The sequence below is a fragment of the Brevibacillus sp. Leaf182 genome (genome assembly GCF_001423865.2).
In the GTDB taxonomy this organism is placed as follows: domain Bacteria; phylum Bacillota; class Bacilli; order Brevibacillales; family Brevibacillaceae; genus Brevibacillus; species Brevibacillus brevis_C.
This window is the reverse complement of the sequence record NZ_LMPN02000019.1, coordinates 239,761-254,360: the sequence shown is the minus strand read 5'-3', so window position 1 is coordinate 254,360 and position 14,600 is coordinate 239,761. Positions and strand designations below refer to the sequence as shown.

Below are 14,600 nucleotides of genomic sequence, written 5' to 3'. Positions count from 1 at the left end.
GACTCCACAAGTCGCTACGCCTGGAAATATTCTTCTCTAGCGTTACTGGTGACATCCTTACATTCTTTTAAAGCTTTTAAAACTCGTTTAACACAGACAGCTCGTTGAGGAAACAGGAGAAATAAGCGAAGATCTTAGGGACACCGACCGAGACGCAATGCAAAAAGTGAAACACGCCCTTAAGCGTCCACCTCTGAAAAACATCCTGAAAGGGCAACTTTGGACGCGGTTTCACTTTTTGCATGGAGTCGTGCAGTCAAACCCACAGGGGGTGGCCCTAGAAGCTGAGCGTTTTCTCCTGTTTCCTCCCCTCCACAACAGCAACATACAAGCCGCTTTTTCAATAGACATCAAAGTAAGAGAAACGCCAAAGGCTTGGCGTTGTCTAGTTTTCTAATGGTATAGTAAAGAATAAAATGGAGGAGACTCAAGACGAGAGGAGTATGAGTGATGTCCACAATTATGATTGTAGAAGACGACCCGAAAATCAACCAGCTGCTGCAAGAGCAACTGGAAAAATACGGATTTCAAACAGTCAATGTTGAACATTTCGATAGAGTCATGGAGGTATTTACCCAAGGGCGCCCTGATCTGGTTCTGTTGGATGTGAATCTACCGAAGTTTGATGGATTTTATTGGTGCCGGCAAATGCGCCAAGAATCCAACTGCCCAATCCTGTTCATCTCAGCACGAGAAAGTAAAATGGACCAGGTGATGGCCTTGGAAAATGGGGCTGATGACTATATCACAAAGCCGTTTGACTACGATGTGGTCTTGGCCAAAATCCGCAGTCAGCTACGCCGTGCTTACGGACAATATGCTCCGCAAGAAGGGGAGCGTACAGTTGAAGTAGCGGGGCTCAAGCTGTTTTTGGAGCGAATGGAGCTGTCCATGTACGATACCAAAATCGAGCTGAGCAAAAAGGAAGCGTTACTGCTCGAAGCCTTGATGAATCAACATCCACGTGTCGTCAGCCGTGAGCGATTGCTAGAAAAGCTGTGGGATGAACAGTTTGTCGATGAAAACACGCTGAATGTCTACATCACACGTGTGCGCGGCAAGCTAAAGGACTTGGGCTTAGAGGGAGCTGTCGAGACAGTTCGCGGTTCTGGTTATCGCCTACGTGCGACTTGGGAGGAAGGGCAATGAAGCTGTTCCTTCGAGATCAATGGCCATTCGCAGCGTTTTTTCTCGTCCAATTGATCTTATTGATTATGATTTTTGCGATGGACGGGTACTGGAATGAATCATTGATGATCTACGTCATGTTTTTATCTGTTTTTTTCGCGGGGGCTTTTCTCGCCATCCGTTATTTGTCTCACCGCACAATCTATCAGCGACTGAGCAAGCCGGTAGAGTCATTAGAGGAGCTGACCCAGACATACGGGAATTCACCGTTGTGCCGCGCGATGGATGACATCAGTCAGGAGCAATACCGACTCTACAAAGAACAGCTTCATGCCTACGAAAACAAGCAACGGGACCATACGACGTTTATTCAGCAGTGGGTTCATCAGATGAAGACGCCGATTTCGGTTATTCATCTGTTGCTGCAAAATGAAGACGATCCAACAGCCGAGAGCGTCCGTGAAGAAGTGGACCGGATCAAGCGTGGACTGGAAACCGTTTTGTACATAGCTCGCCTTGACCGATTTGAACAGGACTTCCTGATTGAGCCCGTAACGCTACGTTCTTTGGTGCAGAATGTGTTGGCTGAAAACAAGCGGCTGTTTATTCGCAACCAGGTGTATCCCGAGGTAAAAGTGGATGAAAGTTGGCGAGTGGAATCGGACGATAAGTGGCTTGCTTTTGTCCTCAACCAATTGTTGACGAATGCTGTTCGTTATTCAGCAGGGAAAAGCAACAAGGTCACCATTCGTGCGTATGAACGCGGAGCACATGCCATATTGGAAGTGCAGGATTATGGAATCGGGATCCCTAGCGAAGATATTCGTCGCGTGTTCAAGCCGTATTTTACAGGAGAAAACGGGCGCAAATACCCTGAATCCACCGGGATGGGGCTGTACTTGGTGAAAGAAATTTGCGGGCGGCTCCATCATGGGGTGGAAATGGAATCAGTAGTGGGCGAGGGGACAACTGTACGTATTGTCTTGTCTGCCGTCGTCCCAACCTTACAAGAAAGTAAGATAGCTGAAAGTTAATTCGATAGTTGCACTATGCGCACTTTCGTATAGTTGAAGAGGTAGTTCAAAAAGTCGTCTTTTGATCACGAAGCAATTAAGAAAGCAGATTCGACATCGAAAGAGGTGCTGAAAAGACGCCTTTTTGAACATGCACTTGAATTTGAAAGTGCAAGAAAGGGGAATGGCGCATGGAAATGCTTGCTGTAAATAGCTTAAGTAAAATATACGGGGGCAAGGTAACCTACCGCGCGCTGACCGATATCGATTTTTCGATTCGCAAGGGCGAATTCGTCGGTATTATGGGCCCCTCAGGCAGTGGCAAGACTACGCTATTAAACATGATCTCCACCATTGATACACCAACCTCTGGTGCGGTTCTTTTGAACGGTACGAATCCGCATCATTTAAAAAAAGATAAACTGGCTCTGTTTCGTCGCCGTGAGCTCGGCTTTGTGTTTCAAGATTTCAATCTCTTGGACACGTTGACGATTGGGGAAAACATCGTGTTGCCGCTGACGCTGGACAATGAGAAAGTATCGGTCATGGAAGAAAAGCTGCAAAGTGTTGCAGAGAAGCTAGGGATTCAGGACATTTTGGAAAAGCGGACCTTCGAGGTGTCTGGGGGACAACGCCAACGGACGGCAATTGCCAGGGCGATCATTCATTCCCCATCGCTTTTGCTCGCTGACGAGCCGACAGGAAATCTTGATTCCAAGTCTTCACGCAATGTGATGGAGACACTCGAAGCGATCAATAAGAGGGACAATACCACCATGATGATGGTGACGCATGATGCTTTGGCGGCCAGCTATTGCCATCGGGTGATTTTTATTAAAGACGGACAGCTCCATAACGAGATGTATCGTGGTGAGAGTCGACAGGTATTCTTCCAGAAAATTATTGACTCATTGTCGTTTTTGGGAGGGAACACCTATGACCTTTCGACAATTCGCGTGTAATAACGTTGTACGAAATAAACGGATGTACGCTGCGTTTTTTATGAGTAGCGTTTTTTCTGTCTTAATCTTTTTCGTTTATGCGATGTTCATTTTTCATCCAGAAATTATTGGACAGGAGATCCATGAATCCGTAGCCACTGGGATGATGGCGGCTGAGTACGTCATTTTTCTGTTCTCCTTCTTTTTTCTCTTTTATTGTGTTGGCGCTTTCCTGAAAAAGAGGGAGAAGGAGTTCGGCATCCTTTTTATCCAGGGCATGACACCGTTGCAGCGGAATACGCTGATATTTATGGAAAACATGCTGATTGGGATTGTCTCGATTGCCATCGGGATTGGGCTTGGGTTGGTTCTCGCCAAGCTGTTTTTCCAATTCGCCGGATTTTTGCTGGATGTAAAAGCACTCGGGTTTTACTTCCCGTGGAAAGCGATCGGTTTGACAGTGGTGGCGTTTCTCATCTTGTATGCAGCCATTTCACTGTTTACCGTCCTCGTGCTGCGAAGCCGCAGTCTGTTGGATCTGTTGCAAGGAAGTGGTCGGCCTAAGCGTGAGCCGAGGGCATCGTTAGTGCTGTCTCTGGTCGCAGTAGCTTTGTTGGGAATGAGCTATGCCTTAGCCCTCACGGCTGACGGCGTGAATGTGCTCGTGCTGATGCTTCCGGTCATTGCGCTGACGACTGTAGGAACGTACCTCTTGTTTACTCAGTTAAGCGTCATCTTCATCGATTTTCTGAAGAAGCGTCGCGTTTTCTATTGGAAAGGTACGAATCTCCTGACACTCTCTGATCTGGCCTATCGGATGAAGGATAATGCAAGGATGTTCTTTTTGGTCAGCATCGTCTCTACCGTTGCTTTTTGTGCGATTGGCACACTGGCAGCGTTGGCTGGATCTATTCAGATCACGGTGATGAAAACACATCCGTTTGCGTTTGAATACCAGTCCAAACAAAGCGATGCGGAGAGAGCGCAGCATCTGTCGTTAATCGAAACGAGCTTGCAGCAAAGTGGCTTTTCCTTCGAAAAATATCAAGTGGCAATGCGAGTTTTGCCAGATCTGGTTCAGGAGGAAAGGGTCGGCGTAGTCAAGCTGTCTGACTACAACCGGCTGGCGGTAGCGTCCAATTCGACTGTACTCGAAATGACGAATAAAGAGGCCTTCGTACTGCTCAATTGGATTGGTGATTCAGTATCTAGCAAAACGCTGCAAGTGGGGAAGGCACAGCTCGCAGTCAAAACGGATACGAATATGACTCCATTGATCAGAGGGATTGAATTTGAGCGTTTGGTTGTCTTACCGAATCAGGTGTATGACCAGCTTCCGAAAATGAAGGAAGAAAAGCGCTTTGTTTACGAGGTGCCAAGATGGAAGGAAACGCAGGATCTTAGTCTCAAGCTTCAGGAAGATATTCATCATTTCGAAGAAAATTATTCGTTTTCAGCTCGTGCGCCCTACTATCACACCATGAAACAAATGGCGAATATGGGACTCTTTATCGGATTGTTTGTGGGCGTGTTGTTCTTTGTAGCCGCAGCAAGCTTTCTCTATTTCCGTCTGTACACGGATCTGGAATACGACAAGCGGCATTATGGAGCGCTTTCCAAGATTGGACTCACGGATGCGGAATTGACGCGGATCGTTACGACCCAGGTTGCCCTGTTGTTCTTCGTGCCGATTGTGGTAGCCATTATTCACAGCATGGTGGCGTTCGTATCCCTGCAAAGCTTGTTGAAGCTGATTCTGGTCGCATCTGTGTTCAAACCGACCGCGATTGTCCTATGCAGCTTCGTCGTTGTTCAAGGTGTGTATTTCTGGATCATTCGAAACCGTTACTTGTTCCATTTAAAGCAATCAATGAACCGCTAGTGACTTTTCCATCATGTCCAGATGCGCATGGACATAGGATACAAGGAGAAGGATGCAAGGGGGCAGGCGGATGGAACGAGAGGCATGGATGGGTCAAGCCGTACAGATTGCGGTTGAAAATGTACGTAATAAAATAGGCGGACCGTTTGGAGCCATTGTCGTGAAGGACGGGAAGGTAATCGGGCGAGGACGCAATGAAGTGACGACGAGCAATGACCCTACGGCACATGCCGAAATGCAAGCAATTCGGGAAGCATGTCGTCATCTCCAAACCTTTCAGTTAAACGATTGTGACCTGTATACGAGCTGTGAGCCGTGTCCGATGTGTCTGGGAGCCATCTATTGGGCCAGACCGCGCAATGTCTATTACGCTTGCACGAAAGAAGATGCGGCGCATGTCGGTTTTGATGATCAGTTTATTTATGAGCAGATAGTCCTCCCTCATGAGGAGCGCAGCATTCCTTTTCAGAGAATCAATCTTGCGAATAGACAGAGTCCATTTGAAGCATGGTCTCAATCTCAGGACCGTATCGAATATTAATAAAGAGCCTCTCCTGTGTGGAGTAGGCTCTTTTTCTTCGTTTTATTTATAGCAAGAATAGATGGAAGGAAAAAAATAAAATGAAAATGCTTTCAAAATGAAATTTTCAGATAAAGGTATTGCGCTATGTCGAAAATCGTATTATAGTAACAACAATCATTATGAAATTCGACCGATTTTTATAAAATTTAGCTGTAGTAAGGTTGAATTATGCCGAAAAAAGACGAATAAAGGTGTGTTTATATGGAAGAAACTTTTCGAAGATCACTTTATCCTGATTTAGATGACATCGACTATGGGATCATTCGGGCCTTGCAAGGAAATGCGCGCTTGCCGTTTACACAGATTGCGAAGGACCTCGGGGTCACGGAAAAGACGATTCGCATGCGCGTTCAGCAATTGCAGGACGAAGGCGCCCTGAGTCTGGTCGGTATTGTCAATCCAGTCAAGGCAGGGTTTCACGTACAGGCGATGATTCAAGTGGCTGTGGATGCGGAAAAGCTGGACGATGTGGTTGCTGCGTTAACGGAAACCGTAGAGATCAGGCTCATCGTACTCACTTCTGGTGAATATCAGCTTTTCACACAGGTGCTCGTAACAAGTAATGAAGAATTATCGCAATTTTTGCTTAAAAAGCTACACAAGATTCCTGGCATCTCCAAAACAAATGTCATTAACGAATTGAAAATACTGAAGTCCAAGTATAACTTTATCCGTTAAGCACGAGTGACCGTGGAAGGGGGAATGCCATCGGACGAAAATCCGCTGGGATTATGAAATGAATGACGAACGATTCTGAGAAGAGACTAGAGAAAATATGAGAGAAAAGGGGTCATCCTATGTTTTCGACCAAAGTGAGCAAAGCGATGCTCAGTGCTGTTCTGGGGACAGTTTTATTGGTAACAGGCTGTGGAGGAGGAAACAGTGCGAGTACAGATAACGGCAAAGCCGCAACAACAGCACCAGCCTCCGGCAAAAAAGTACTGAATATTGGGTTAAAGGCAGACCCGCCGTCAATGGACCCAAACACCTCGACTTCGCTGTACGACCGTCAAGTATACGCGAGCCTCTATGACAAGCTGTTTGATATCGACTCAGAAGGAAAAATAGTGCCAATGCTGGCGGAATCGCATGAAGTAACGCCAGACGGCAAGACCTATACATTGAAGCTAAAGCAAGGCGTGAAATTCCACGATGGCACCGAGTTTGACGCTGAGGCCGTGAAATTCAACTTCGAGCGCAACATGAACGATGAGAAGTCCCGCCGGAAAGGCGAATTGAAATTCGTAGATTCCGTGGCTGTAGTGGACAAGCATACCGTAAAAATCCAGATGAAAGAGCCTTTCGCTCCATTCTTGTCCGTACTGACTGACCGTTCGGGCATTATGGTATCGCCAAAAGCAGTGAAGGAACATGGCGATCAATACCTCAATCATCCGGTTGGTACAGGCCCATACGTATTTGTAGAGCAAGTAAAAGGCGACCACGTGACGCTGAAGAAAAATGAAAACTACTGGAATGGTCAAGTGAAGATCGATGAAGTGAACTACAAAGTATTCACGAATGGAACAGCGAAAGTACAAAACCTGCGCTCCGGCATGCTGGATATCATCGATGATACCCCTGTAAAAGAAATCCCTGCCATCAAGGGCGATGCGAACCTGCAATTGGTTGCGGAATCCGGCATGGGTTACCAAGGTCTTTACTTGAACAACTCTCGCCCGCCGTTTGACAACAAGTATCTCCGTCAGGCTGTGGATCGTGCTATTAACCGTGAAGCCCTGGTAAAAGTACTGTTTAACGGCTATGCGGCACCAGCTCGCACAGCATTTACAAAAGGCAGTCTGGCTTTCAATGAAGCACTGAACACACCGAAGCCGCCGGATGCAGCGGAAATCAAGGATTTGCTCGCGAAGGGCGGTCAACCAAACGGATTTAACTTCAAGCTGTACATCTCTACTTCTCCAGAGAATGAGCAACTGGGTGCGGTATTGCAAAACATGCTGAAACAACACAACATCAACGTGACATTGGAAAAATTGGAATATGGACAATTGATCGAAACAGGAGATAAAGGCGAATTTGAAGCGATGCAATTGGGCTGGTCTGGACGTCAGGACCCTGACCAAAACTTCCATGACTTCGTCGTAACGGGTACATCAAACAACGATGGCCGCATTTCCATTCCGAAGCTGGATGAACTGGTCATCAAAGCACGTGGTGAGTTGGACGAAGCAAAGCGTAAGGCGCTGTATGACGAAGCTGCCACATTGCTGCAAGAAGAAGCGGGTTATGCCTACATGTACCACCAATATGTACTGATTGGCATGAACAAGAAAGTAACCGGCTTTACGTATGTCCCAGACGGTTTGATCCGTACAGCCAATTTGGACAAGCAATAGGTAACGCAACACTATAACAGCAAGAGCAAGGAGGAATTGTCATGATGTTCATAGTCAGGCGTCTATTGCTGACAATCCCGATTCTCCTGCTGGTGTCGATTATGACATTCTCTTTGATTCATATGATCCCGGGCGATCCTGCCCGGGTCATTTTAGGAGAGGAAGCGACACCGGAAGCCTATACGGCACTGCGAACCGAGCTGGGATTGGATCAGCCGATCGTGGTGCAGTATTTTTCCTGGCTAGGAAAAGTGGTAACGGGTGATTTGGGAATATCGATTACGGACCGTGTACCGGTCGCAGACTTAATAATGCAAAGACTCCCGGCTACCGTGGAATTGACGATCGGAACATTCCTGGTAGCGATTCTGATTGCGTTTCCTGCGGGAATTCTCGCAGCAGTACGACGTGGGACCTGGATTGACTATACAAGTACTTTTACTGCGCTAGGCGGTATGAGTATCCCCAGCTTCTGGCTGGCGATGATGATGATTATTTTCTTTGCCGTGGAAAACCAGTGGCTGCCTTCATCCGGTTATGTACCGTTTTCCGAGAATCCTACACAAAACCTGATGGCCATGATTCTGCCCTGTTTGGCAACGGGCTTGCGGGAATCTGCCGTATTGATGCGAATGCTGCGTTCTTCTTTGCTCGATGTCGTGAGCATGGACTTTATTCGGACAGCGAAAGCGAAGGGATTGAATGAGGCTCGCACGATTTTGGGGCATGCGCTGAGAAATGCGATGGTTCCAGTGGTAACGACATCGGGTTTGATGATCGCAGGCTTGTTGGGTGGTCTGGTGATTACCGAGTCGATTTTTTCGATTCCTGGCTTTGGCCGTCTGATTGTGGAATCTGTCTTCAAACGTGACTACGTAACGGTTCAAGGAGCCATTCTTGTTTCTGCGGTTCTCGTTGTCTTGGTAAACCTGATTGTCGACATTTTGTACGCTGTCATTGATCCGCGCATCAAGGCTGGGAAAGGAGCAGGTGAGTGATGAAAACCGTGGGCAAATTTCTCCGGAATGGTTTGGGCGTCATCGGAGCGGTGATTATCCTCGGATTGATCGTGGTGGCGATTTTCGCGCCGCTGATCGCACCCTTCGACCCCAATGCACAAGACTATAACAAAATTTTGATGTCGCCAGATGGTGAGCATTTGTTTGGGACCGATGATCTCGGTCGGGATATTTTCTCCCGTGTTGTTTACGGGGCGCGCATCTCCATTCAGGCAGCGCTGATCTCTGTTGGTATTGCGATGCTGATTGGGGTGCCGATTGGACTCTTGTCCGGATACTACCGCGGCTTTTGGGATGAGTGGATCGTCATGCGAAGCGTCGATGCGATGCAGGCCTTTCCGTTTTTGATTCTGGCTCTGGCGATTTCGGCGGTGCTCGGTTCAGGCTTCGGGAATGCCATGCTGGCGATTGGGATTGGTTTTGCCCCTGCTTTTATACGGATTACACGCGGTCAGGTTCTTTCACTTCGAAATATGGAGTATATTCAAGCAGCACGTTCGGTTGGAGTAAAGGATGCACGTATTATTTTCCGCCACATTTTGCCGAACGCCATGAACCCGATTGTGATTCAAGCGACGTTGGCAATGGCATCCGGGATTATCGCAGAAGCATCCTTGTCCTATCTCGGATTGGGTGTACAGCCGCCGACTCCCTCCTGGGGCAGCATGCTAAACCAAGCACAAACGCTTATGTCCGTCGCGCCCTATGCGACGTTTTATCCGGGGATTGCCATCTTCTTAGTCGTGCTGGGCTTCAACTTGTTGGGGGATGGTCTACAGCAAGTTCTGGACCCACGCGCACGTAAATAATGAATACCCTACACGGGAGAAAAGGAGTGGAGCAGATGACGACCATCTTGGAAGTGGAGCAACTGAGAACCCGTTTTCGCACGGACAGCGGTGTCGTCAGTGTCGTGGACGGCGTCGACTTCTTTATCCGTGCTGGTGAAACGCTTGGCGTCGTGGGCGAATCGGGCTGTGGGAAGAGTGTAACTAGCCTGTCGATCATGCGCTTGCTGCCGCCCAACGGAAGCACGGAAGGATCGATTCGCTTCAATGGGAAGAACGTGCTTGCGCTGTCGGAAAAAGAGATGCAAGGTGTACGCGGTAATGAAATCGCGATGATTTTTCAAGAGCCAATGACATCTCTCAATCCGCTGCATACCGTAGGCAAACAAATTGAGGAAGCAGTCATGCTGCATCGCAAGGTAACGAAGGCAGAGGCAAAGGACCGGGCGATTGCGATGCTAAAAGCAGTCGGAATGCCTCGTGCCGAAGAGATTTACGGAGAGTTTCCGCATCAGCTCTCAGGAGGGATGCGCCAGCGTGTCATGATCGCGATGGCGATGTCCTGCGATCCGAAGCTGATTATTGCAGACGAGCCGACAACGGCACTGGATGTGACGATTCAGGCGCAAATTCTTGATTTGATGCGCGATTTAAAAGAGAAGACCGGAACCTCTATCATGCTGATTACGCATGATTTGGGTGTAGTAGCCGAGATGTGCGACCGCGTTATCGTCATGTATGCCGGACAAGTCGTAGAGGAGACTGATGTCGATACACTGTTTGACAGTCCAAAGCATCCGTATACGATCGGGCTGATGAACTCGATTCCTGAGCTGGACGAAGAGCGCGAATATCTGGAAACCATTCCGGGAGCAGTTCCTTTGCCTTATCAAATGCCAGTGGGCTGTCGTTTTGCCCCGCGCTGTTCGCAAGCCATTGCGATTTGTCACGAAAAGCCCCCAGAACTCTTGCAACTGGACAATCAAAAATGTCGCTGCTGGCTGTACGCGAAGGAGGGAGAACAGGCATGACGACACCTCTCTTAGAAGTAAAAGGGCTGCAACAGCATTTTCCCATCAAGGGTGGCTTTTTGAAGCGGACGACGGGACATGTCAAAGCAGTCGATGGTATTGATCTGACAGTGTATCCCGGTGAAACACTTGGCATTGTAGGGGAATCGGGCTGCGGCAAGTCTACGACGGGCAGAACGATTCTACGCCTTTTGGAGCCGACAGCAGGAGAAGTCTGGTTTGATGGCAAAGATTTAGCGAAGCTTCCCAAAGAAGAAATGCGCGTCATGCGCCGAAACCTGCAAATGATTTTTCAGGACCCATATGCTTCGCTGAATCCACGGATGACGATCAAGCAGATTTTGATGGAGTCGCTGATGGTGCACAACATCGGGACAAAGGCAGAGCGGGAAAAAGTCATCGAAGAGATTATTCAGGTCGTTGGCTTGCGAAAAGAACATCTGAGCCGCCATCCACACGATTTTTCCGGCGGACAGAGGCAGCGGATCGGAATCGCCCGTGCACTGGTCGTAAAACCAAAGCTGATCATTGCCGATGAGCCCGTATCTGCATTGGACGTATCGATTCAATCACAGGTACTCAATTTGTTGAAGGATTTGAAAAAAGAATTCAATCTGACCCTGATGTTCATTTCGCATGATTTGTCGGTCGTGAAGCACTTGTGCGACCGGATCGCGGTGATGTATTTGGGAAGGATTGTAGAAATTGCTGACAAGCGGACGCTATTTGAGAACCCAAGTCATCCGTATACACGGGCGCTGCTCTCGGCTGTTCCAGTAGCGAAACCACGGCAAAAGCGCGAACGGATCTTGTTGGCAGGGGATTTGCCGAGTCCCGCAAATCCACCGAGCGGCTGCACGTTTCACCCACGTTGTCCGTATGCGACCGAGATTTGCAAGACACAGGTGCCCAGTCTGTCAGACATCGGCGACGGCCAATTGGTATCCTGTCATTTGGTGCAATCGGGCGAACTTTTCCGCTAGGCAAGGACGGAGGTACAGCTATGATTTACTGGCAATTATTTCTCGCCTTTTTCCGCATCGGAATCTTCGGGTTTGGGGGAGGACCTACGATGGTTCCTCTCTTTTACACCGAATGCGTGAAAAAGTACAAATGGGTGACAGATGAGGACTTTTCCGACAATCTGGCGCTCGGCAATGCTCTTCCAGGGCCCATTGCGACCAAGCTGGCCGCCTTTATCGGCTATCGGGTAAAAGGCTGGAAGGGTGCATTGGTGGCAAACATCGCAGTAGTGATGCCAATCGTGCTTGTGATGATCGGTTTGCTGCAAGTCATTTATCAATGGAAGGATGCGCCGGGTGTATACGGCATGATCCAGGCAATCGGTCCGGTAATCGCAGTCATGACAGGCGTCCTTACGTGGGAATTCCTTTCGAAGGGCTGGAAGGGAGCGTCCAGCAAAGCAGGTGTGAGCCTTTCCCTCGCCCTCTCACTCGTAGCGTTGCTCTTCCTTGATTGGCATCCGGGCATCGTCGTAGGGATTGCGCTGGCCGTTTCATTTGCCTACTCTACTTGGTCTGTCCGCAAGCGCAAGGACAAGGACGGCAAGGAGGGAGTAGCATGATCTATCTGCAATTATTTTGGGCCTTTTTCATCTCCAACATTTTGGGGTACGGGGGAGGACCACCGAGCATCCCTTTGATCCAAAATGAAGTGGTTGACCATTATCAGTGGATGAGTGTACAGGAATTCGGAGAAGTGCTGGCGGTAGGAAATGCACTGCCCAGCCCAATCGCGACCAAGCTTGCTGGATACATTGGCTATCAGGTAGCGGGCGTACCGGGTGCAGTAGTCGCATTATTTGCAACGGTTGCTCCGACAGCGATAGCGATGGTCTTATTGATGGGTTTTATTAACTTATTCCGCAGTGCTCCACAGGTAAAAGCGATGACCCAATCGGTACGCCCAGTCGTTACTGTCTTGCTCGGAACGATGACGTATCAATTCCTGATGGGTGCAGTCGAGGGAATCGGCTGGATACAAACAGGGATTTTGACAGTGGCATCTTACCTTCTGCTCGAAACATGGAAGGTACATCCCGCTTTTGTCATCTTGGGAGCGATGGTTTACGGGTTTGTTTTCATCGGCTAACACTGTACTTACTTAGGAGGCAAAAACCATGGTTAATTATGACGCAATGGAATACCCATACGCATCGAAGCGTGTGACGACTTTTGCCAAGAACGGCATGGTAGCGACCTCGCAGCCACTGGCGGCACAAGCTGGTCTCGATATATTGAAAAAAGGCGGAAATGCAGTGGATGCGGCGATTGCAACGGCTGCGTGCCTGACTGTAGTAGAACCGACCTCGAACGGCATCGGGGGAGACGCGTTTGCCCTCGTGTGGATCAAAGACGAGCTGCATGGACTGAATGCAAGCGGGCCTGCACCACAAGGAATCTCTATTGAGGCATTAAAAGCAAAAGGTCTGGAAGAAATGCCGACCTACGGCTGGACACCTGTTACTGTACCAGGAGCCCCTGCTGCCTGGGCCGCTTTGTCCGAACGTTTTGGACGCCTTCCGCTGACAGAGGTTTTGCAGCCAGCAATTGATTATGCGGAAAATGGCTATCCGGTATCGCCAACATTGGCGCATTATTGGAACGCTGCACACAAAAAGTTTTCCCAGCAATGCAAAGGGGAAGAGTTCGCTCATTGGTTCTCCACCTTTACGCCAGATGGCAAGGTGCCAAAAGCAGGCGACATCTGGAAGTCGCCGGGTCATGCTGAAACGCTGCGTCAAATCGCGGAAACAAATGCAGAGAGCTTCTATCGTGGAGAGCTGGCAGACAAGATCGATGCGTTCTCCCGGGAGTGTAACGGCTATTTGCGCAAAGAAGACTTGGCTGCCTATGAGCCGGAATGGGTGAAGCCGATCAGTGTCAACTACCGCGGCTATGACGTGTGGGAGATCCCGCCGAATGGGCAAGGGATGATCGGTCTGATGGCGCTGAACATTTTGAAGGGCTTTGATTTTGACGCAAAAGACACGACGGAAACGTATCACAAGCAAATCGAAGCGATGAAGCTGGCCTTTGTCGATGGATTGAAATACATCACAGAAGAGAGCAAAATGAAAGTCTCCAAGGAAGCACTGCTGTCTGAGGAGTACGCTGCCACTCGCCGTGCACTGATTGGTCATGAAGCCTTGACGCCAGAGCCGGGTCAGCCGAAAACGAGCGGCACGGTCTATTTGGCGACTGCTGACGGTGAGGGCAACATGGTTTCCTTTATCCAAAGCAATTACATGGGTTTTGGTTCCGGGGTTGTTGTCCCGGGGACAGGGATCGCCATGCAAAACCGCGGTCATAACTTCTCGCTGGACCCTGCTCATGACAATTGCTTGGAGCCAGGCAAAAGAACGTTCCACACCATTATCCCGGGCTTCTTGACGAAGGACGGAAAAGCAGTGGGGCCATTCGGCGTCATGGGCGGCTTCATGCAGCCACAAGGACATGTGCAGGTGGTCATGAATACGATCGACTTCCACCTCAATCCTCAAGCTTCGCTTGATGCACCGCGTTGGCAGTGGATGGAAGGCAAAACGGTGGAGCTGGAGCGTCATTTCCCTGAGCATTTGGCACAAGCTTTGGAGCGCAGGGGCCATACGATCAAGTGGGCACAGCTCGGCAATTATTTTGGGCGTGGACAAATCATTTGGCGTGATGAAAATGGTGTGCTGAGCGGTGGTACGGATATGCGTACGGATAGTTGTATTGCAGCTTGGTAGGAAAAAGAGAATCGAATAGAAGAGTGAGTTGCGCCGAAGCAGATGCTTCGGCTTTTTTTTATTTCTTAACAACAAAGCGGTTCTTTGTGCCTATTTTTACTTTT

14 protein-coding genes are annotated in these 14,600 nt (G+C 48.9%); all 14 read left to right on the top strand.

The genetic code is table 11. The annotated features are described in order from the left end of the window. Positions 1 to 450 precede the first annotated feature (450 nt). Positions 451 to 1,149 carry a response regulator transcription factor gene (locus tag ASG16_RS10275; RefSeq protein WP_048030977.1) on the top strand — a complete coding sequence of 233 codons (699 nt, stop codon included), beginning with the start codon at positions 451 to 453 and terminating at the stop codon, positions 1,147 to 1,149. Then, on the top strand, positions 1,146 to 2,162 hold the full coding sequence (locus ASG16_RS10270) for a sensor histidine kinase (RefSeq protein ID WP_056494541.1): 1,017 nt from the start codon (positions 1,146 to 1,148) through the stop codon (positions 2,160 to 2,162). Before ASG16_RS10275 ends, ASG16_RS10270 begins: the two co-directional genes overlap by 4 nt. 170 nt (positions 2,163 to 2,332) lie before the next feature. Then, positions 2,333 to 3,103: an ABC transporter ATP-binding protein gene (locus ASG16_RS10265; protein WP_007729857.1), complete on the top strand. Its 771-nt coding sequence runs from the start codon at positions 2,333 to 2,335 to the stop codon at positions 3,101 to 3,103. Next, positions 3,078 to 4,964, top strand: coding sequence for an FtsX-like permease family protein (locus ASG16_RS10260; protein WP_056494544.1), 1,887 nt, complete (start codon positions 3,078 to 3,080; stop codon positions 4,962 to 4,964). The genes ASG16_RS10265 and ASG16_RS10260 overlap by 26 nt, the downstream gene beginning before the upstream one ends. Before the next feature lie 70 nt (positions 4,965 to 5,034). Next, positions 5,035 to 5,505 (top strand): nucleoside deaminase, encoded by a 471-nt coding sequence (locus ASG16_RS10255; protein ID WP_056494547.1) that lies wholly within the window; start codon positions 5,035 to 5,037, stop codon positions 5,503 to 5,505. Positions 5,506 to 5,748: 243 nt separating this feature from the next. Continuing rightward, the gene (locus tag ASG16_RS10250; RefSeq protein ID WP_048030987.1) at positions 5,749 to 6,225 is read left to right on the top strand and encodes an Lrp/AsnC family transcriptional regulator; all 477 of its coding nucleotides are present in this window, start codon (positions 5,749 to 5,751) and stop codon (positions 6,223 to 6,225) included. Between the two features lie 119 nt (positions 6,226 to 6,344). After that, a complete protein-coding gene (locus ASG16_RS10245) occupies positions 6,345 to 7,907 on the top strand; it encodes an ABC transporter substrate-binding protein (RefSeq protein WP_056494550.1) in 1,563 nt (520 codons plus the stop codon). Positions 7,908 to 7,948: 41 nt separating this feature from the next. Continuing rightward, positions 7,949 to 8,905 (top strand): ABC transporter permease, encoded by a 957-nt coding sequence (locus tag ASG16_RS10240; RefSeq protein ID WP_056494553.1) that lies wholly within the window; start codon positions 7,949 to 7,951, stop codon positions 8,903 to 8,905. Next, complete coding sequence (locus ASG16_RS10235; RefSeq protein WP_056494555.1) at positions 8,905 to 9,735, top strand: ABC transporter permease; 831 nt, start codon at positions 8,905 to 8,907, stop codon at positions 9,733 to 9,735. The genes ASG16_RS10240 and ASG16_RS10235 overlap by 1 nt, the downstream gene beginning before the upstream one ends. A 35-nt stretch (positions 9,736 to 9,770) precedes the next feature. Further along, entirely contained in the window at positions 9,771 to 10,745 is a 975-nt protein-coding gene (locus tag ASG16_RS10230; protein WP_056494558.1) for an ABC transporter ATP-binding protein, read from the top strand. After that, positions 10,742 to 11,728 carry an ABC transporter ATP-binding protein gene (locus ASG16_RS10225; RefSeq protein ID WP_056494562.1) on the top strand — a complete coding sequence of 329 codons (987 nt, stop codon included), beginning with the start codon at positions 10,742 to 10,744 and terminating at the stop codon, positions 11,726 to 11,728. Before ASG16_RS10230 ends, ASG16_RS10225 begins: the two co-directional genes overlap by 4 nt. A gap of 20 nt (positions 11,729 to 11,748) precedes the next feature. Then, positions 11,749 to 12,330, top strand: a complete 582-nt coding sequence (locus tag ASG16_RS10220; RefSeq protein ID WP_048030999.1) for a chromate transporter — start codon at positions 11,749 to 11,751, stop codon at positions 12,328 to 12,330. After that, positions 12,327 to 12,857 carry a chromate transporter gene (locus tag ASG16_RS10215; RefSeq protein WP_056494565.1) on the top strand — a complete coding sequence of 177 codons (531 nt, stop codon included), beginning with the start codon at positions 12,327 to 12,329 and terminating at the stop codon, positions 12,855 to 12,857. The genes ASG16_RS10220 and ASG16_RS10215 overlap by 4 nt, the downstream gene beginning before the upstream one ends. 28 nt (positions 12,858 to 12,885) lie before the next feature. Beyond that, the gene (gene ggt, locus ASG16_RS10210; RefSeq protein ID WP_056494567.1) at positions 12,886 to 14,496 is read left to right on the top strand and encodes a gamma-glutamyltransferase; all 1,611 of its coding nucleotides are present in this window, start codon (positions 12,886 to 12,888) and stop codon (positions 14,494 to 14,496) included. The last annotated feature ends 104 nt before the right edge of the window (positions 14,497 to 14,600 follow it).